Below are 16,915 nucleotides of genomic sequence, written 5' to 3' on the forward strand. Positions count from 1 at the left end.
GCGTACCTGGTCGTCACAGATCACCAGGTACGCCCGATCTCACCTTCCATCGCGGTCGTCATGGGAAGAACTGGGCGAGCGCACCGCACCCGCACCGCACCGCACCGCACTCCCGATCCATTCGTGGACGAAGTACCGTGGACGCATGACCGCGACCGATGTCGACCCCCTGGCCCTCGACCGGCAGCTCTGCTTCGCCCTGGCCGCGACGAGCCGCAGCGTCATCGGGCTCTACCGCGACCTGCTCGACCCGATGGGACTGACCCACCCGCAGTACCTCGTCATGCTCGCGCTGTGGGAGCAGTCCCCCCGCTCGGTCCGTGGGATCGCCCACGAGCTCCGGCTCGACTCCGCCACCCTGAGCCCCTTGCTCAAGCGACTCGAGGCCTCGGGCTACGTCCGCCGCCAACGCAGCACCGCGGACGAACGGCAGCTCGAGGTGTCGCTCACCACCGCCGGCCGGGCACTGCGCGACCGGGCACGAGCCGTCCCCCTCGCCGTCGCCGACCGGCTCGGCTGGCCGCTCGACCGACTCGAGCGACTCAAGGACGAGCTGACCGAGCTGCTCGTCCGGGTCGACGCCCTCGACTGAGCAACTCCTTCATGGCACAATGGTTCGTGCACGAACGAAAGGACGGGCCGTGGGTCGCTTCGGCAGCTGGTACGACCGCTGGAACCGCACGCTCATCGAGAAGATGGGCCCCTCGCAGATCGGCGCCGGTCACGCGGAGGACGTCGACGACCGCACCGTCGACCGGCCCTGCCCGATCTGCCGGCAACCGCTCTCACAGCACACCGTGATCCGCCCCGAGGGCCAGGTCCGGTCGAGCACCCTGGTGTGCCCCGGTCGCTGAGCATCCGCCGCGGAGTCGGAATTGCGCCACACAACACGTGGTTCAACGGAGGCGTGAAGCTCTTCGAAACCGCCGACCTCGGCGCACTCCACCTCCGCAACCGCATCGTCATGGCGCCCCTCACCCGGACGCGCGCCGGTGAGCAGGGCATCCCGAACGACCTCCTCGTCGAGCACTACGCGCAGCGCGCTGGCCTCGGCATGATCATCACCGAGGGCACCTGGCCGGTGCAGGAGGGCCGCTCGTACCCGGGCCAGCCCGGCATCGAGACCGACGAGCAGATCGCCGGCTGGCGTCGCGTCGCCGACGCGGTGCACGAGCGCGGCGGCACGATCGTCATGCAGCTCATGCACGGCGGCCGCGTCTCGCACACCGACATCTCGCAGACCCCGCGCATCGTCGGCCCCTCGGCGATCGCCGCGCCGGGCCAGACGCACCTGGCCGACGGCTCGAAGGCCGACATGCCCGTGCCGCACGAGCTCACCACGGACGAGGTGCGCGAGGCTGTCCAGGGCTTCGCGCAGGCCGCCCGCAACGCGATCGCGGCCGGACTCGACGGGGTCGAGGTGCACGGCGCGAACGGCTACCTGGTGCACGAGTTCCTCTCGCCGGTGTCGAACACCCGCACCGACGAGTACGGCGGCTCCCCCGAGGGCCGCGCTCGCTTCGCGGTCGAGGTCACCACGGCCGTCGCCGACGCGATCGGCGCCGACCGCGTGGGCATCCGCCTGTCGCCGCAGCACAACATCCAGGGCGTGCTCGAGGAGGACGACGCCGACGTCCGTGCGACGTACACCGCCGTGGCCGAGGGGCTCGCACCGCTCGGGCTGGCCTTCGTGGACGTCCTGCACGCGGAGCCGGGCAGCGAGCTCGTGCAGCACGTCCGTCGCACCGCCGGCGCCCCCTTCATCGCGAACTCGGGCTTCTCGGCGATGACGACCCGTGACGAGGCGATCACGCTCCTCGACGGTGACCTGGCGGACGCCGTCGCCGTGGGTCGTGCGGCCATCGCGAACCCGGACCTCGCGGAGCGCTGGGAGCAGGACGCGGAGCTCAACGAGCCCCGGCCGGAGCTGTTCTACGGCGCGAGCGCCGAGGGCTACACCGACTACCCGACGCTCGACGAGGTGCGCGAGCGGGTCGCGTAGCCGACGCACCACCTGCGGACGGGAGGAGCGGTGCCGGCCGGCACCGCGCCTCCCGTCCGTCCCGGGGCCCCGACGCGAAACGCGGTTCCGTCCGCGAGACACCGTCGGATCCCGCACCGCCTCGCGGTGAACGCGGCGTCTCACCACGACGGGGGCGTCTCGACGAGCCGAGGCGTCTCGTCGCAGCCCAGGCGTCTCACCGTCAGCGAGGCGCCTCGTCGGACGGACGGTCGCGATCGGCACCGTCCCACAGGTCGGCGCAGTCGACACCCACGACGCCGGCGCGCCGGAGCCAGGCGCCGGCGACCCGGTCCGACGGGTCGGCCGTGACCGCCTCGACGAGCGCGTCGCGGCGGGTGGGTCCGACGAGCACCGGGTGGCCCGGACGCTCCCCGAACACCGCCCGGCGCAGCACGTCCGGATCGTCGACCGTCCCGACGATCCGCCGGACCACCGCGGACGGCAGCGTCGGCAGATCGACGAGCGAGACGCACGCCACGGTGTCCCCGTCGAGCGCCCGGAGCCCGGCCGCGAGCGAGGCACCGGGGCCGGCTGACCAGTCCGCGGCGACGATGCTCCGCACACCCCCGCCGTCCGGCACGAGCTCCCGTGCACCCGTCGCGGCGGCGCCGAGGACCACCACGACCTCGCGACACCCACCGTCGAGCAGCGCTCGGACGCCCAGCTCGACCCACGGGGTCCCGTCGGGATCGCGCACCAGCGCCTTCGGCATCCCCATCCGCTGGCCGGCACCCGCGGCCAGCAGGACGCCGGTCACCGGGAGCGGCACGAGTGGGCCCGCGATCAGACGAACGCCGGCACCGACGTCCACGCCGCCGGGGCGTCCTCGACCCCGTCGCGCACGACCGTGCCCGAGATCAGCCCGTAGGGACGGTCTGCGGCGAAGAACACCTCGCCCGGGTTCTCGAGCCCGAACGGGGCGAGGTCGACCAGGAAGTGGTGCTTGTTCGGCATCGAGAAGCGGACCTCGGCGATCTCGGGGAACGCCTCGATCGCGGCACGCCCCATCGCGAACAGGGTCTGCTGCAGCGCGAGCGAGTGCAGGTCGGCGAAGGTCGCGAGCATCCGGTCGAGCACGCCGGTGTACACCGCGTCGTAGTCGATCCCCGCGGCGACGGCCTCCGGCGTGTACCGCCAGCGTGCGGTGACGGAGGTCGCCAGGATCCGGTCGTCGGTCTCGGCGAGCGTCGTGTACCCGTCGCGGGGGAAGCCGTGGAACTCGCTCCCGGTGGACTTCAGCACGGTCAGGTCGGTCACGCCCGCGAGCACGTGCACGTCGTCGCCGTCGACCTGCACCACCGCGGTGCGGGTCCCGCGACCGGCCCGGACGAACGAGTGGTCGTGCTCGTGCCCGTCGACCGCGATGCGCTCCCAGGCGTGCTGCTCGGCGGAGAGCGTCGACCCGTCGTACCAGTCGAAGGCGGTGGCGAAGTGACGGCCGAGGCGCAGCAGGAACTCCTCGGGGGTGCCGACCCCGTGCTCCTTCGCGAACGCGTAGACGGTGTTCTTCTGGGTGTCGGTCGCGACGACCTTCGCGTTGTCGCCGTCGGTGTACGACTCGGCGAGCGCCGCGCCCCGCAGCTGCGTGGTGATCGTGAGGTCCTCGATCTCGTGCCGGTCGGTGTCGCGGGTGACGCGCACGAGCCGGACCTCGGCCTTGCCGTACTGGTTCGCTCCGAGGCGGACGGTCGTGGTGGTGGGGGCGGGCGTGGCCTCGGTGATCTCCATGGGCCGACGATGACATCCGTGTGTTTCGGTGGTGGGTCGAACAGGTCACGAGCTGCGTCCCGACCGACGTCCCGGTCGTGACCCGGCCGTCGACCGCCCGTAACGACGCGGAAACACCCGTTCCCTAGCGTTGCCGCACGGCGCCCCGTCGCGTCGTCCCCCGCACCGGCACGAAGGAGGTCCCCGTGGCGCACCCCACCGCACCCCGGCGGCCCTCGGCATGGAACCGCGGGATGATCGCGCACGGCCGACGGTCCGACGGCACCCCCGTCCCGTCCCGCCACCCCGATCGGACCCCTGCATGGACCTCGTCACCGTCCGCACCGTGCGGACACCGTCGCACCGCGACGACCTCGCCCTCGCACCCGGTGAGCAGCCGCTCGCCGGCGGCACGTGGCTGTACTCCGAGGAGCAGCCCGGCCTCACCGGTCTCGTCGACCTGACGACGCTGGGGTGGCCCGACACCGAACGGCCGCCGGGCACGCTGCGCATCGCGGCGACGTGCACGATCGCCGCGCTGCTCGGCACCGCACCGGACGCCGGGTGGCGTGCCTGGCCGCTCGTCGGCCGGTGCGCGAACGCCCTGTTGGCGTCGTTCAAGGTCTGGAACGCGGCCACGGTCGGCGGCAACGTCGCGACCGCACTGCCCGCCGGTGCGATCACGGCGCTGCTCGTGACCCTCGACGCCTCGGCCCTCGTCTGGACGCCGGACGGCGGGGAGCGCCGACTCCCGGTCGCCGACCTGGTCACCGGGCCCCGGGCGACGGCGCTCGCCCCGGGCGAGGTGATCCGGGCACTCGACGTCCCGGAGTCCGCGCTCGCCGCCCCCACCGGGTACCGGCGCGTCTCGCTCAGCCCGCACGGCCGCACCGGCGCGCTCGTCACCGCCCGGTGGTCCGACACGGGGTCGGTGCTCGTCGTGACGGGGGCGACGCCGCGCCCGCTCGTCCTCCGGTCGCCCGCCGTCCCCGACCCCGCCGAGCTCGACGCCCGGTTGGCCGCCCACGATGACTGGTACGACGACCCGCACGGCTCCCCCGCCTGGCGCCGAGCGGTGAGTCGTCGGTTCGCAGCCGAGCTGGTGGCCGAGCGGTCCGCCGTCGTCCGTGCAGGAGGTGCGGCGTGAGGTTCGTGGTGGACGGCCTGGCGGTGGACGCCGAGCCGCAGCCCGGTCAGGTGCTCCGGACCCTGCTCCGCGAGCACGGCGTGACGAGCGTCAAGAAGGGCTGCGACGCCGGAGACTGCGGCGCCTGCTCAGTCCTCGTCGACGGCGTGCCCGTGCACGCCTGCATCACACCGGCGCACCGCGTCACGGGCCGGACCGTGACCACCGCGGCCGGGCTCGGCACCCCGGAGGACCCGCACCCCGTGCAGCGCGCCTTCGCCGAGGCCCCCGGGTTCCAGTGCGGCTTCTGCACGGCCGGGTACGTGGTCACGGCGTCGGCGCTCGACGACGACCAGCTCGGCGACCGGCACCGCGCACTCAAGGGGAACCTCTGCCGCTGCACCGGGTACCGCGCGATCGAGGACGCACTCGACGGCGTGCGCAACACCGCGTGCGCGAGCGCCGGAGCCGCCGTCGGGACGTCGGTCGCCGCGCCAGCCGCGATGCGGATCGTCACCGGCCGGGAAGAGTACACGCTCGACGCCCGGCCCACCGAGGCCCTGTTGCACGTCGCGGTCCTCGGCAGCCCGCACCCGCACGCCCGGATCACGGCGATCGACACGAGCGCGGCCGAGGCGCTCCCCGGCGTGCACGCGGTGCTCACCCACCACGACGACCCCGGGGTGCTGTTCTCCACGGGCCGGCACGAGTCACGGCTCGACGACCCGGACGACACCCGGGTGTTCGACCGGGTCCTCCGGTTCCGGGGTCAGCGCGTCGCTGCGGTCGTCGCGGACAGCGTCCGGATCGCGGAGCAGGCGTGTGCGCTCCTGCGGGTCGACTACGAGGTCCTGCCGAGCGTGCACGACGTCGACGCCGCCCGGCGCCCCGGCGCCCCGCTGCTGCACGGTGACAAGACCACCGCGGAGCGCCGCATCGCCGAACCGGCGCGCAACGTCGTCGCGGCGCTGCACGGCGGGACGGGGGACGTCGAGGCGGCGCTGGCCGCCGCCGCGGCGACGGTCGAGGGCACCTGGTCGACGGGCCGGGTCTCGCACGCCGCCCTCGAGACGCACGCGACCCGCGGGTCGCTGGACCGGGACGGGAGGCTCGTGCTGCGGACCGCCACGCAGGTCCCGTTCCTGGTCCGCGACGAGATCGCCCACGTCTTCGGCCTCGACCCGGCACGGGTGCGCGTGGTGGCGAAGCGCGTCGGCGGCGGGTTCGGCGGCAAGCAGGAGCTGCTGACCGAGGACCTCGTGACCCTGGCCGTGCTGCGGACGGGTCGCACCGTGCAGTACGAGTACAGCCGCCGCGACGAGTTCACCATCGCCCCGACGCGCCACCCGATGCGCGTGCGGGTCCGGCTGGGAGCGGACGCCGAGGGGCGCCTCACCGCCCTGCACGTCGACCAGACCATGGACACCGGCGCCTACGGCAACCACGGTGTCGGCGTCATGTTCCACTCGGTCAGCGAGTCGGTCGCGGTCTACCGGTGCCCGTCGAAGCGGGTCGACGCCGAGTCCGTGTACACGAACAACCTGCCGTCCGGGGCGTTCCGCGGGTACGGCCTGGGCCAGGTGGTCTTCGCGATCGAGTCGGCGATGGACGACCTCGCGCGGCGGCTCGACCTCGACCCGTTCGAGTTCCGACGCCGGAACGTCGTCGTGCCCGGCGACCCGCTCGTCGTCACCGACCCCGACGAACAGGACGACCTGCGGTGGGAGGGCAGCTACGGTCTCGACCAGTGCCTCGACCTGGTCGAGGACGCCCTGCGCGCACCGCTCCCCGAGGTGCCCGCGATGGACGGCCCCGCCCTCGACGATCCGGCTCCGGACGGGTCGGGTGACTGGGCGCACGGCACCGGCATCGCGCTCGCGGCGATCGCGACCATGCCCCCGCGCGGGCACCACGCGCACGTCTCCGTCGAGGCGACCACGGACGGCCGCTACCGCATCGGCGTCGGGACGGCCGAGTTCGGCAACGGTACGACCACCGTGCACACCCAGCTCGTCGCGACCGCGCTCGGCACCACCCCGGACCGCGTCGACGTGCACCAGTCGGACACCGACGCCGCCCGGCACGACACCGGTGCCTTCGGCTCGGCCGGCGTCGTGGTCGCGGGCAGGGCCCTGTACGCCGCAGCGCAGGACCTCCGCGAGCAGCTCACCGCGCGTGCGCTGACCCTCGTGGCGGCCCGGACACCGCGCACCGCGTCCGGGGTGCTCGGCCCCGCCGTCGAGGTCCTGCCGGACGGCGTCCGCATCGGCGACGAGGTCGTCGGACACGCCGAGCTCCTGGCGGAGGGACCGCTCGTCGCACACGCGAGCCACGACGGCACCCCGCGGTCCCTCGCGTTCACGGTGCACGGCGCCCGCGTCGCCGTGCACCGCCCGACCGGTGAGGTCCGCGTGCTCCACAGCGTGCAGGCGGTCGACGCCGGGACGGTCCTGAACCCCGAGCAGCTGCGCGGGCAGGTCGAGGGCGGCGCCGCACAGGCGATCGGCTCGACGCTCTACGAGGAGGTCGTGCTCGACGACACCGGCCGTGTCACGACCGACGCGTTCCGGTCGTACCGGGTGCCGAAGATCTCCGACGTGCCGCGCACCGAGGTCCGCTTCGCCGAGACCCACGACCCGCTCGGGCCGCTCGGCGCGAAGTCGATGAGCGAGGCGCCGTACAACCCCGTCGCGCCCGCCGTGGCGAACGCCGTCCGCGACGCGATCGGGGTGCGGCCGTACCGACTGCCGATGACCCGGGACCGGGTGTGGGCCCTGCTGCAGGGCGCGACGGCGGGCGCGTCGGACCCGACCGACGCCGGAGGTGCGTGATGTTCGAACTGGCACCGCGCCTCCTGGCCGTCCTCGACGCCGACGAGCCGGTCGTCGTCGCGACGGCCGTGTCGATGACCGGGAGCGCACCGAGCGGCGTCGGGACGTCGATGGCGGTGCTGCCCGGCGGCCAGGTCGTCGGCACGATCTCGGGCGGCTGCGTCGAGGGATCGCTGTTCGTGACCGCGGAGCAGGTGCTCGAGACCGGCGACCCGGTGCTCGAGCGGTTCGGGTTCGACGCCGCCCCGGACGACCCGGACGCCCTGTGGGCACCGGCACTCCGGTGCGGCGGTCGGGTCGAGGTGCTGGTCCGGCGGATCGCTCCCGACGACACCCTGCTCGTCGGGGCCCTGCGCGATGCGGCGCGGGGCGTGCCGACCTCGGTGTCGCTCTCGCTCGAGGCGGCGACCCTCGGGGTGGTCGTGACCGCGCCGGACGGCTGTCGCGGGCGCGTCTTCGTCGAGCGGGCGGACCACCGGCCCCGTTGCGTCGTCGTGGGCGCCGTCGAGACCGCGGTCGCGCTGACCAACGCTGCCGCGGTGCTCGGCTACGCGGTCACGGTGGTCGACCCACGGCCGGTGTTCCTGACCGACGAGCGGTTCCCTGCGGCCGAGGAGCGGATCGTCGGGTGGCCGACCCGGGTGCTCCGGGACCTCCCGATCGACGGCACGACGGTCGTGGTGGTGCTGTCCCACGACGACCGGTTCGACGCCGACGTCATCGACCTGGCGCTGCGTCGCGGGGCCGGGTACGTCGGCGCGATGGGATCACGGGTGACACACGAACGGCGGGACGGGGCGCTGCGGGCGATGGGCACGCCGGACCTCGACCGGCTCCGCTCCCCGATCGGGCTCGACATCGGTGCGGAGACCCCGGCCGAGATGGCCGTCGCGGTCATGGCCGAGGTGGTCGCCGTGCGTCGGGGTGCCCCCGGCGGCGCCCTGACGGGCGGGGCCGGTCCGATCCACCGGAGCGCGGCGGCCGCGCGCTGACCCGCCGTCCGCACCGCGCGCGCCCCCGTCACACCGGGGTGCGTGCGAGGCGCTCCGTCAGCCGCGCCGCGATCTCGCGCTCGTCACCGGTGACGAGCCGGAAGTCCCGGACCACCACGCGTCCGCCGACGACCACGTGCCGGGGTCGTCGCCCGGGCGATGCCCAGAGCAGCCCCGCGACCGGGTCGGCCACGCCCGCATCGGCCACCCCGGACACGTCCCAGACGCAGAGGTCACCGGCGGTGCCCTCGCCGAGGTGCCCGAGCTCCGGGCGACCGAGGCCCGCCGCCGACCCCTCCGTCATCATGCCGAGCACCTGGCGAGCCGGGAGCTGCGGCCCGACGAGCGCCGACACCTGCATCGCCAGCCGTCCGTCCGCGAGCAGGTGCCCGGCGTCGTTGCTGCCTCCGCCACTCGTCCCGAGCCCGACCGGGATGCCCGCCGCCGTGAGCTCCGCGACCGGGGCGATCCCCCACCCCATCGGCACGTCGCAGCCCGGAGCGTGGGTGGCGGTCACGCCGGCCGCAGCGAGGCGGGCGACCTCGTCGTCGGTGACGTCGCACAGGTGGGCGATCGTGACGTCCGGTGCGAGCCACCCCCACTCCTCGAGCAGGTCCAGCGGTCGCCGGCCGTACCGTTCGAGCGCGATCGCGGTGTCCACCTGCTCGTTCGCCTGCGTGCGTCGCCGGAGTCCGTACCGCGCGGCGACCTCGCCCAGCGCGCGGAAGGTCGCCTCGCCGTCGGAGTGGACCCCCGCCGGCCCCACCGCCAGCTGGAGGCCGCCGTCCGGGTCCACCCCGCCGACCGCCCGCTCGTGCAGCAGGCCGGTCGCGATCGCGTCCGCCGACGCCGCGGCACGGCCCGGGTCGTCCCGGGCCGACCCGCGGACGAACACGAGCCGTCCGCCGAGTCCGCGCACCGCGTCGACCGTCGCTGCGGCGAGCGCCACGGTGTCCTCCGCGCTCGCGTCGGACGGCCAGTTCAGGTGGTGGTCGGCGATCGTCGTGACGCCGGACAGGAGGCCCTCCGCCGCTCCGGCAGCCGCCGCGAGTCCGTACAGCTCGGCATCGTGCCCCGCGCGGCCGTACGCCGTCGCCATCGTCGGCAACCACTCGGCCATGGGCACGCCACGCGTGCCCGGCAGGGTGCGGAACGCGGTCTGCAGCAGGTGGTGGTGCGCGTTCACGAGGCCGGGCGTGACCACGCAGCCCGACGCGTCGAGCGTGGTCACGAGGTCGCTGCCGTCGTCGAGGACGACGTCGCCCTCCCGCTCGGTGCGAGGGTCGACGAGGACGCGCAGGGCACCGGTGACGGTCAGCATGCCCGAGTTCTAACAGGCCGCTGTTTCCGGGGCGTGACGAGGACGTGTCGGCGCTGCCCCACGTGGTCGACGCGGGAGCGGGTGGGTACGCTGCTCTGGTGCCGCGCAGACCCTGGTCCCTCACGGCGGATCCGCGGGTCCGGGCCGTCGCCTTCCTGATCCTCGCTGTCTGGGGCGTGTACCAGTGCACCTGGAACCTGCTCGGCGCGAACGTCACCGGTGACGAGGCGATCTACGTGCGCTCGGGCTGGGCCTACGTGCACGGCGACCTCAGCACGAACCGTGAGCACCCGCCGTTCGCCAAGTACCTGTTCGGCGCCGCTCAGCTCGTCTTCGGGCAGGGCGTCCTCGGGCCACGCATCGTCGTCGCCGTCCTCGTGCTCGCCGCCGGTGCGGCCGTGTTCCTCTGGCTCCGCGTGCACATCGGCTTCTGGGCCGGGCTGACCGCGGCGGCCCTCTGGCTGCTGACGCCCCGCGACGGCGCCGGTTCCGGAGCACGCCTCGACCGCCTGGCCCTGCTCGACCCCGTGATGGCGGTGTTCGCGCTCCTGGCCCTCGGGGCCGGGTGGGCGTGGGTCCGCTCGGGGCGGTGGTGGCTCGTCCCGGTGTCCGCGACGCTGATGGCGATGTCGGTCACCTCGAAGGTGTCGACCGTCGTCCTGCTGCCCGCGTTCCTGGTGCTCCCGCTCCTGCACCGCGACGTGCGCCGGCTCGTCGTCGGTGGGCTCGTGTGGGCAGGCACGTTCGGCCTCGTGTTCGTCCTGCTCTACCTGCCGATGGGCATCCGCTCGGCCATCACCTACATGATCGACTTCCAGGACGGGCAGAACACGAACGGCCACCCGATCAGCATCGACGGGCACGTCTTCACGTTCGCACCCTGGTGGGCCGACCTGCGCTTCTTCGGGGACGGGGTCGGCGCGGTCATGGTCGTGGTGATCGTCGTCGGACTCGTCGCGGCCTTCGTCGTCCGGCCGGACCGGCTGGTCGCGTACCTCGGTACCGCGCTCGGGCTGCTCGTCGTCTTCTACGTGGTCGTCGCGCGGATCGCACTGCCGACGTACTACGAGGCGTGGATGCCGCTCACCCTGCTCCTCACCGCGATCGGCTACGCGCGGCTGGCGTCGCTGCGGCCCCGTGTCTGGTGGTCGTCCCTCGCCACGGTGCTCGTCCTCCTGAGCGTCGTGCCCGCCGCGCGGGTCAGCCTCGTCGCCTGGACCGAACGACCGACGGGGATCGCTCGGGTCGACGGCTGGCTCCGGTCGCAGGGCATCGACGGCGGCCAGGTCCTCTTCGTCTCGGCGACACCGACGCTCTACGATCCGTACTTCCTCGGCCGGGGCACGATGGACCCCGACGCCGGCCCGTTCGTCGCCGTGGTCGTCGGCAACGACGTCCGCTTCCCCGCGCCCGGCGCCGTGGCGACGTTCCTGCAGCAGGACCGGGGGTCACTCCGGACGACCGACCTCGACGGGCTGCGGGTGTACGCGCCCGAGGACGGCGAGATCCGCAACGAGGGCGGGGTGCTCGGCCTCACGCGGTGACGGCGGGACTGCTCGGCGCCACGTGGCAACGGTCGGCACGCTACGGACGGCGGGCCGGCGCGGTCGTGCGGAGCCCGCTGCCGCGCCGTTCGAGGTCGGCCAGCGCGAGGATCGTCTCCGGGTCGCGCCGCCGCCACCGGTCCACGACGTCGACGCCGAGCCGACCGGCCGCGTCGCGCGTCGTCAACGCCCGGACCGCGAGCAGTTCCGTGCCGTCCGGACGGCCCGCCAACCGCTGTGTCGCGGACGCCCGCCGGATGAAGCCGCCGCGGTACCGGCACCAGACCACCACCAGGACGACGACGAGCACCACCGCCAGCGACGTGCCGAGCAGGTGTGCGAGGTGCAGCGTCTCCTCCTGCTGCTGCGCGCCGGCCGCGGCGATCCGGCCCGCGCTCCGACTCGCGTCCTCGAGCGGGCCACTCACCGACCGCCCGACGAGCGGGACGTCTCCGAGGGCGCCGGCGGTCTGCCGCAGTTGGTCCTCGAACGCCGACCCCTGCTCCTGGACGCGGCCGCCGATCGCGGCGAGGGAACTGATCGAGGCAGACACCGCGCGCCCGAGCAGCACGGCGCCCACGATGCCGGCGACCACGACGAGGTCGAGGAGCACCTGCGCCGCGGTCCGGACGGGTCGGGCGTCGTAGATCACCATGCTCCGGTCCTACCAGGCACGCGGACGACCGCTCGGAGGGGCCCCGCGCCGTCGATCTGCAACCGGACGACGTCCGGCGTCCGACGGTCGCGGCGGTGGAGCCGGTCGGGGCCGTCGTCGGGATCGCTCACCGGCACGGCGGGCGCGTCCTCCGGGACGACCGGGTGCCGCGCCGGACGGGCCGTCGTGGTCCGTTCGCCGTCGGAAGCATGCTGTGATGGACGTGCACGTCCGGAGGAAGCACGGTGGTGGACATGGGTGACAGTGGTGGGGACAGCGGCTCGCCCCTCGACGTGATCGGCGCGCTCACGCGGATGGAAGCGGCGGACGCCGCACTGCGGCACCGCCTCCGCGACCACCTGCACGTGTCGGGGAGCGACGTCGTGCTGCTCCAGTTCGTGGGCCGGGCCGAGGCCGGTGGCCGGACGGTGCGCGTCGCGGACCTGGTGCGCCACCTCGGGCTGAGCAGCCCGGCCGTGACCGCGACGACCCAACGACTCGAGCGTGCCGGGCACCTCGAGCGGTCGCCGCACCCGGAGGACCGGCGCAGCCGCCTCATCCGCCTCACCGCGAGCACCCGCGCGGCCTTCACCGCGGCACTGGACCACACCAACGGGCAACTCCACGAGCTGCTGTCCTCCTTCTCCGACGACGATCGCGCCCGGTTCGTCCACGTCATCGAACGTGTCACCACCGCTCTCGACGACGGCGCTCCGTCTCCGCCCGCAGCCCACTGACCGTCCGCGCGGCCGGCAGCGGCACAGCTGTCCCGAGCCCCCCCCCCCCCCCCCCCGGTCATCGGTCACGACCCGACCGATCCGGGTGGCCGACAGCGGTCCGGTTCAGCTGCGCCGGAGGGTCTCGCTCGGGTACTCGCCGTACCGTGCGGCGTACGTGGCGGAGAACCGCCCGGGGTGCGCGAAGCCCCACTCCCTCGCCACGTCGGCCACGTTGGTCGTCGCGGGATCCGCCCGCAGCAGCTCGGTACGGATGCGCTCGAGGCGCACCTGGCGGATGTAGGCGTTCGGGGACATCCCGAGGACGCGACCGAACGCCGTCTGCAGGGCGCGGAGGCTGAGGTTCGCCAGGGTGGCGAGATCGGTGCTCGTGATCGGGAGGTGCGCGTGCTCGTGGACGTACTCGGCGACGCGCTTCAGCCGGGCGTTCGCCGGCAGCAGGAGCTCGGGCGGGAGGTCGGCGGTCGCCTGCGGGTAGAGCTCCAGCAGCGACACCGCCGCGAGCCGGCCCATCTCGGCCTGGAGGAGCGGTGATGCGGCCCGGTCCATCGTGGTCGCGGAGATGAGGTGCACGGTCTGCCGCCACCGTCGCAGCGCGTCGTCGTCCGGACGGACGGTGTGGTCGAAGCCCGCACGCGAGACCGAGACGCCCCGCTCCGTCGCGATCTCGACGACCGTCGCACGGTTGACCTGCACGAGGCGTTGCTCGTAGTCCGCGAACGCGAACTCGAAGGAGTGCCCCGGCCACAGCTGCGGGCGGCCCGGCTCGAGGCGGATCGCGCGCGGACCGACGTCGAGGACCCCGGTCCCCCGGGTGATCCACTGCATGACGAAGTCGTCACCGGCGGGCATCTCGCCCGTCAGGCGGCCGTCGAACTGCACGGCCCGGAGGGTCATCGCAGCGTCCCCCGCGGCGGCGTACCGGTAGGAGAACGCGGTGTCGGTGGTGTCCGCTTCCCAGGCCACGCCCGCGTAGGCGGTGGCCAGGGTCCGACGCGCGTCGGTGATGTCGGCGCCGCGTTCGTCGACGCGGATCGGGGCGGGAGTCTGCTCAGTCATCGTGCTCGAGCAGAAGTGTCACATCCCGACACACCTCATCGGTCGAGGTGTCCGGAACACGTCATCAGGACAGGGCGCTCGAGTCGACGTCGTACACCGCGATGAGCACGGCCGCTGCCGTCCTCGCAGTGCGGGCCGGCTGCACGGAGCCGTGGATCGCGGCCTCGACCTGTGCGCCCTGCAGGAGCAGCGTCAGCGCCGGTGCGACGTGGGCGGGGAGTCCCGCGAGTCCGCAGAGCACGGCGACGTGCTGCTCGACCTGCCGGAGGTGGTCGTCGGCGAGCTGCCGGATCACGGGGTCCCGTCGGCCGAGTTCCCCGTACCCGTTGATGAACGCACACCCTCGGTAGGAGTCGTCCGCGAAGCACTGTTCCAGGTAGGTGAACACCATGAGGAGACGGTCCCGGGGGTCCTCCGCCCCCTGCTCCGCCGCAGCGAGGCCGCCCATCCAGTGCTGGTGGCGGTGCTGCAGTGCCGCCACCACGAGTTCCCGCTTCGTCGGGAAGGCCGCCCGCAACGCGGGACGGCTCACCCGGGCGCCCGCCGCGATGCGCGCCAAGGACACCGGCCCGACACCCTCGGACCCGAACAGGGCGTCCGCGGCCGCCACGATCGGCTCCGCACCCGCGGAGCGGGCGGGAGGAGCGCTGGTCAGGACGGAGGAGGTCACAGGATCCAGGAACAGGTGCCGACCGGAGCCGACTCGTCGGCCCGTCCGGGGAGCACCCGGGACGCCCCGGGCACGGACGCGTTCACGCGGCGAAGAAGTCGGCGTAGGACGGTTCCGCCGGGACGAACACGTGCTCGACCTGACCCACACGGGCGGCCACCATCTGCGCGAGCTCGGTCGGCGGGGTCAGGCCACGACGGCGCCACTCGGTCGGGTGGCGGCGGAGGACGTCGAGGGAGATCGTGTCATGCATCGGTGCGGTCCTGTTCGGCGATGAGGTGGAGGATGTCGATGGGCTGCGTCAGTGCGAGCTCCGGTGCGAACTCGAGCGCCGGGGCGGCGGGAGCGCTCACGCGGAGAGCCCCAGGACGACCGCGGCGGACGCGGCGACGGTGACCGAGACGATGCCGGTGGCGGTCGCGGCGAGCATGAGCGTGCGCTGACGGGCCTGCTCGCGGACCTCGGAGAACGGGCTGCGCGATGCGACCCGGCGGCTCCGACCGGAGCGTGCGGCGTGCGCGGTCGAGGGAACCATCAGGGTGTCGGGGGCGGTGAACGTGGTCACGGGGCCCTCCCTCTCTGGGCCGTCAGCGACCCGGTGTCGTCCGGCGTCTCCGGACGAGATGACCATAGGAAGGAAACCGTTCACGACGTGAACGATCCGGGGAAGACGGCGAAACCTGGACAGGAACGGACGCGATCCGCGTCCGAAAGCGGCCAGACGCGTCGGCAGCCGGTCGGGACGAGCCGCGTGCCGCAGCGTTCCGACCACGGTCACCCGGGGTCCGAGGAAACCACGCGGTGACACCCGCGAAACACGCGCATCCTAGGTTCGCCCCATGACGCAGACCCTGATCCGCGCCGGCTGGGTGCTCACCGCCGCACCGGACGACTCCACCACGCCCGCAGCGATCCGCGACGGCGCCGTGCTGCTCGACGGGGACCGCATCGCCGCCGTCGGCACCTTCGCCGAGCTGTCCGCCGCGCACCCCGACGCACCGGTCCGCGGGGGCGCGTACGACATCGTCACCCCGGGCTTCGTGAACACGCACGGACACTTCAGCGAGGGACTGATCACGGGCATCGGCTCGCAGTACACGCTGTGGGAGTGGCTGACGGCGCTGATCGGTCGCGTCAACCCGGTGATGACCCGCGAGAAGGCGTACGCCGGCACGGTGCTGCAGGGGATCCAGCTGCTCCGGAGCGGCGTGACGACCGCGAACGACATGTTCTGCGCGGACCCGATGCCCGACGAGCCGGCCACGCCCGGTGTCGTGCAGGCGCTCGAGGACCTGGGCCTGCGCGGTGTCGTGTCGTTCGGTTCGGGGGACATCGACCGCGACTTCGGCGCGACGCCGATCCTCGAGGAGTTCGAGGCCCTGCGCGAAGCCGCCGCCGCCAGCCGCTACAGCACGTTCCGCGTCGGCGTCTCGTCGATCGGCCGGTACACCGACGACACCTGGCAGGAGCACGTCGACTACGCGGTCGCGGGCGGCCACGGGGTGCACGTGCACTTCCACGAGGTGCGCGAGGAGGTCACGGCCGCCCGCCAGCGGACCGGACGGACGGCGATCGGCCACGCCGAGGCGACGGGCATGTTCCAGGTCCCGGTGATCGCCGCGCACAGCGTCTGGGTCGACCGCGAGGACCGTGAGCGCTACGCCGCCAACGGTGTCGGCGTCGCGCACAACCCGGTCGCGAACGGCATCCTCGCCAGCGGCATCGCCCCGATCGCGGAGCTCCGCGCCCTCGGCGTGCCGGTCGGCATCGGCGTCGACGGCCCGGCCTCGAACGACTCGCAGGACTTCCTGCAGGCGATGAAGACCGCCGCGCTGCTCGCCCGCGTCCGCGACCTGCAGGCCACGGCGATGAGCGCCCGCGAGGCGTTCGAGACGGGCACGATCGGTGGCGCCCGCGCCCTGCGCATGGAGGGCGAGATCGGATCGCTCGAGCCCGGCAAGCGCGCGGACCTGGTGGTCTTCGACGGTGACTCCCCCACCCTGGCGAACGTGCACGACCCCTACCAGGCGGTCGTCTTCGTGGCGGGCAGCCGTGAGGTCCGCGACGTCTGGGTCGACGGCGAGCTGAGCCTCGCCGACGGCGACGTCACGAAGGTCGACGTCCGCGAGGCGGTGGACCGAGCACGACCCTTGGCGCGTCAGCTGGTCACCGAGGCGGGCCTGGAGCGCCTGTCGGCGCTCACCGGGGGCGCGCTCGACGACACCGAACGTCCGTAGCGGCGCACACGGG

At 73.8% G+C, this 16,915-nt stretch carries 17 protein-coding genes; 9 read left to right on the plus strand and 8 right to left on the minus strand.

Features of this window, described 5'->3' with window-relative positions; genetic code table 11:
* Positions 1-145: 145 nt before the first annotated feature.
* The 3 genes from DEJ22_RS12040 to DEJ22_RS12050 are packed head-to-tail and all read left to right on the plus strand — an operon-like array spanning position 146 to position 2,002.
* Positions 146-592: a MarR family winged helix-turn-helix transcriptional regulator gene (locus tag DEJ22_RS12040; protein WP_111227791.1), complete on the plus strand. Its 447-nt coding sequence runs from the start codon at positions 146-148 to the stop codon at positions 590-592.
* A gap of 49 nt (positions 593-641) precedes the next feature.
* Positions 642-854, plus strand: coding sequence for a hypothetical protein (locus DEJ22_RS12045; protein WP_181430933.1), 213 nt, complete (start codon positions 642-644; stop codon positions 852-854).
* A 53-nt stretch (positions 855-907) separates the two neighbouring features.
* Complete coding sequence (locus DEJ22_RS12050; protein WP_111227789.1) at positions 908-2,002, plus strand: alkene reductase; 1,095 nt, start codon at positions 908-910, stop codon at positions 2,000-2,002.
* 202 nt (positions 2,003-2,204) lie between these two features.
* Here the strand turns inward: DEJ22_RS12050 and DEJ22_RS12055 are convergent, their stop codons facing one another.
* Together DEJ22_RS12055 and pucL are read right to left on the minus strand one after the other, a co-directional pair.
* Positions 2,205-2,834, minus strand: coding sequence for a nucleotidyltransferase family protein (locus tag DEJ22_RS12055; protein WP_258379675.1), 630 nt, complete (start codon positions 2,832-2,834; stop codon positions 2,205-2,207).
* Positions 2,807-3,751 (minus strand): factor-independent urate hydroxylase, encoded by a 945-nt coding sequence (gene pucL, locus DEJ22_RS12060; protein ID WP_111227788.1) that lies wholly within the window; start codon positions 3,749-3,751, stop codon positions 2,807-2,809. The genes DEJ22_RS12055 and pucL overlap by 28 nt, the downstream gene beginning before the upstream one ends.
* Before the next feature lie 301 nt (positions 3,752-4,052).
* On the opposite strand from pucL, the gene DEJ22_RS12065 reads away from it, so the two are divergent.
* Genes DEJ22_RS12065 through DEJ22_RS12075 form a run of 3 tightly spaced genes read left to right on the plus strand, consistent with a single transcriptional unit; the run spans position 4,053 to position 8,679 of the window.
* Entirely contained in the window at positions 4,053-4,877 is an 825-nt protein-coding gene (locus DEJ22_RS12065) for an FAD binding domain-containing protein (RefSeq protein WP_111227787.1), read from the plus strand.
* Positions 4,874-7,687, plus strand: coding sequence for a molybdopterin-dependent oxidoreductase (locus DEJ22_RS12070; RefSeq protein ID WP_111227786.1), 2,814 nt, complete (start codon positions 4,874-4,876; stop codon positions 7,685-7,687). The genes DEJ22_RS12065 and DEJ22_RS12070 overlap by 4 nt, the downstream gene beginning before the upstream one ends.
* Positions 7,687-8,679, plus strand: coding sequence for an XdhC family protein (locus DEJ22_RS12075; RefSeq protein WP_111227893.1), 993 nt, complete (start codon positions 7,687-7,689; stop codon positions 8,677-8,679). The genes DEJ22_RS12070 and DEJ22_RS12075 overlap by 1 nt, the downstream gene beginning before the upstream one ends.
* Before the next feature lie 28 nt (positions 8,680-8,707).
* On the opposite strand, the gene DEJ22_RS12080 is transcribed toward DEJ22_RS12075, so the two are convergent.
* Entirely contained in the window at positions 8,708-10,000 is a 1,293-nt protein-coding gene (locus tag DEJ22_RS12080) for an amidohydrolase family protein (protein WP_111227785.1), read from the minus strand.
* A 98-nt stretch (positions 10,001-10,098) separates the two neighbouring features.
* On the opposite strand from DEJ22_RS12080, the gene DEJ22_RS12085 reads away from it, so the two are divergent.
* On the plus strand, positions 10,099-11,544 hold the full coding sequence (locus tag DEJ22_RS12085; protein ID WP_146241783.1) for an ArnT family glycosyltransferase: 1,446 nt from the start codon (positions 10,099-10,101) through the stop codon (positions 11,542-11,544).
* 40 nt (positions 11,545-11,584) lie between these two features.
* Here the strand turns inward: DEJ22_RS12085 and DEJ22_RS12090 are convergent, their stop codons facing one another.
* Positions 11,585-12,199, minus strand: a complete 615-nt coding sequence (locus tag DEJ22_RS12090) for a hypothetical protein (protein ID WP_111227783.1) — start codon at positions 12,197-12,199, stop codon at positions 11,585-11,587.
* A 254-nt stretch (positions 12,200-12,453) separates the two neighbouring features.
* Here DEJ22_RS12090 and DEJ22_RS12095 point away from each other — a divergent pair, with 254 nt between their 5' ends.
* Positions 12,454-12,936, plus strand: coding sequence for a MarR family winged helix-turn-helix transcriptional regulator (locus DEJ22_RS12095; RefSeq protein WP_146241782.1), 483 nt, complete (start codon positions 12,454-12,456; stop codon positions 12,934-12,936).
* 105 nt (positions 12,937-13,041) lie between these two features.
* On the opposite strand, the gene DEJ22_RS12100 is transcribed toward DEJ22_RS12095, so the two are convergent.
* The 4 genes from DEJ22_RS12100 to DEJ22_RS12115 all read right to left on the minus strand — a co-directional run bounded on the left by DEJ22_RS12100 (position 13,042) and on the right by DEJ22_RS12115 (position 15,230).
* Positions 13,042-13,995, minus strand: a complete 954-nt coding sequence (locus DEJ22_RS12100) for a helix-turn-helix transcriptional regulator (protein WP_111228552.1) — start codon at positions 13,993-13,995, stop codon at positions 13,042-13,044.
* Positions 13,996-14,059: 64 nt separating this feature from the next.
* Entirely contained in the window at positions 14,060-14,665 is a 606-nt protein-coding gene (locus DEJ22_RS12105; RefSeq protein ID WP_181431003.1) for a TetR/AcrR family transcriptional regulator, read from the minus strand.
* Positions 14,666-14,747: 82 nt separating this feature from the next.
* On the minus strand, positions 14,748-14,918 hold the full coding sequence (locus tag DEJ22_RS12110; protein WP_181431002.1) for a hypothetical protein: 171 nt from the start codon (positions 14,916-14,918) through the stop codon (positions 14,748-14,750).
* A 96-nt stretch (positions 14,919-15,014) separates the two neighbouring features.
* A complete protein-coding gene (locus DEJ22_RS12115; RefSeq protein ID WP_111228550.1) occupies positions 15,015-15,230 on the minus strand; it encodes a hypothetical protein in 216 nt (71 codons plus the stop codon).
* Between the two features lie 274 nt (positions 15,231-15,504).
* On the opposite strand from DEJ22_RS12115, the gene DEJ22_RS12120 reads away from it, so the two are divergent.
* Positions 15,505-16,902: an amidohydrolase family protein gene (locus DEJ22_RS12120; protein WP_111228549.1), complete on the plus strand. Its 1,398-nt coding sequence runs from the start codon at positions 15,505-15,507 to the stop codon at positions 16,900-16,902.
* Positions 16,903-16,915: the final 13 nt, after the last annotated feature.

This window comes from Curtobacterium sp. MCSS17_007 (assembly GCF_003234175.2).
GTDB lineage: Bacteria > Actinomycetota > Actinomycetes > Actinomycetales > Microbacteriaceae > Curtobacterium.

What these genes read in the sequence shown, in the direction of transcription:
- DEJ22_RS12040 (WP_111227791.1), top strand. Translation starts at nt 146, where the DNA reads ATGACCGCGACCGATGTCGACCCCCTGGCCCTCGACCGGCAGCTCTGC.
- pucL (WP_111227788.1), bottom strand. Translation starts at nt 3,751, where the DNA reads ATGGAGATCACCGAGGCCACGCCCGCCCCCACCACCACGACCGTCCGC.
- DEJ22_RS12065 (WP_111227787.1), top strand. Translation starts at nt 4,053, where the DNA reads ATGGACCTCGTCACCGTCCGCACCGTGCGGACACCGTCGCACCGCGAC.
- DEJ22_RS12075 (WP_111227893.1), top strand. Translation starts at nt 7,687, where the DNA reads ATGTTCGAACTGGCACCGCGCCTCCTGGCCGTCCTCGACGCCGACGAG.
- DEJ22_RS12080 (WP_111227785.1), bottom strand. Translation starts at nt 10,000, where the DNA reads ATGCTGACCGTCACCGGTGCCCTGCGCGTCCTCGTCGACCCTCGCACC.
- DEJ22_RS12090 (WP_111227783.1), bottom strand. Translation starts at nt 12,199, where the DNA reads ATGGTGATCTACGACGCCCGACCCGTCCGGACCGCGGCGCAGGTGCTC.
- DEJ22_RS12095 (WP_146241782.1), top strand. Translation starts at nt 12,454, where the DNA reads ATGGGTGACAGTGGTGGGGACAGCGGCTCGCCCCTCGACGTGATCGGC.
- DEJ22_RS12100 (WP_111228552.1), bottom strand. Translation starts at nt 13,995, where the DNA reads ATGACTGAGCAGACTCCCGCCCCGATCCGCGTCGACGAACGCGGCGCC.
- DEJ22_RS12110 (WP_181431002.1), bottom strand. Translation starts at nt 14,918, where the DNA reads ATGCATGACACGATCTCCCTCGACGTCCTCCGCCGCCACCCGACCGAG.
- DEJ22_RS12120 (WP_111228549.1), top strand. Translation starts at nt 15,505, where the DNA reads ATGACGCAGACCCTGATCCGCGCCGGCTGGGTGCTCACCGCCGCACCG.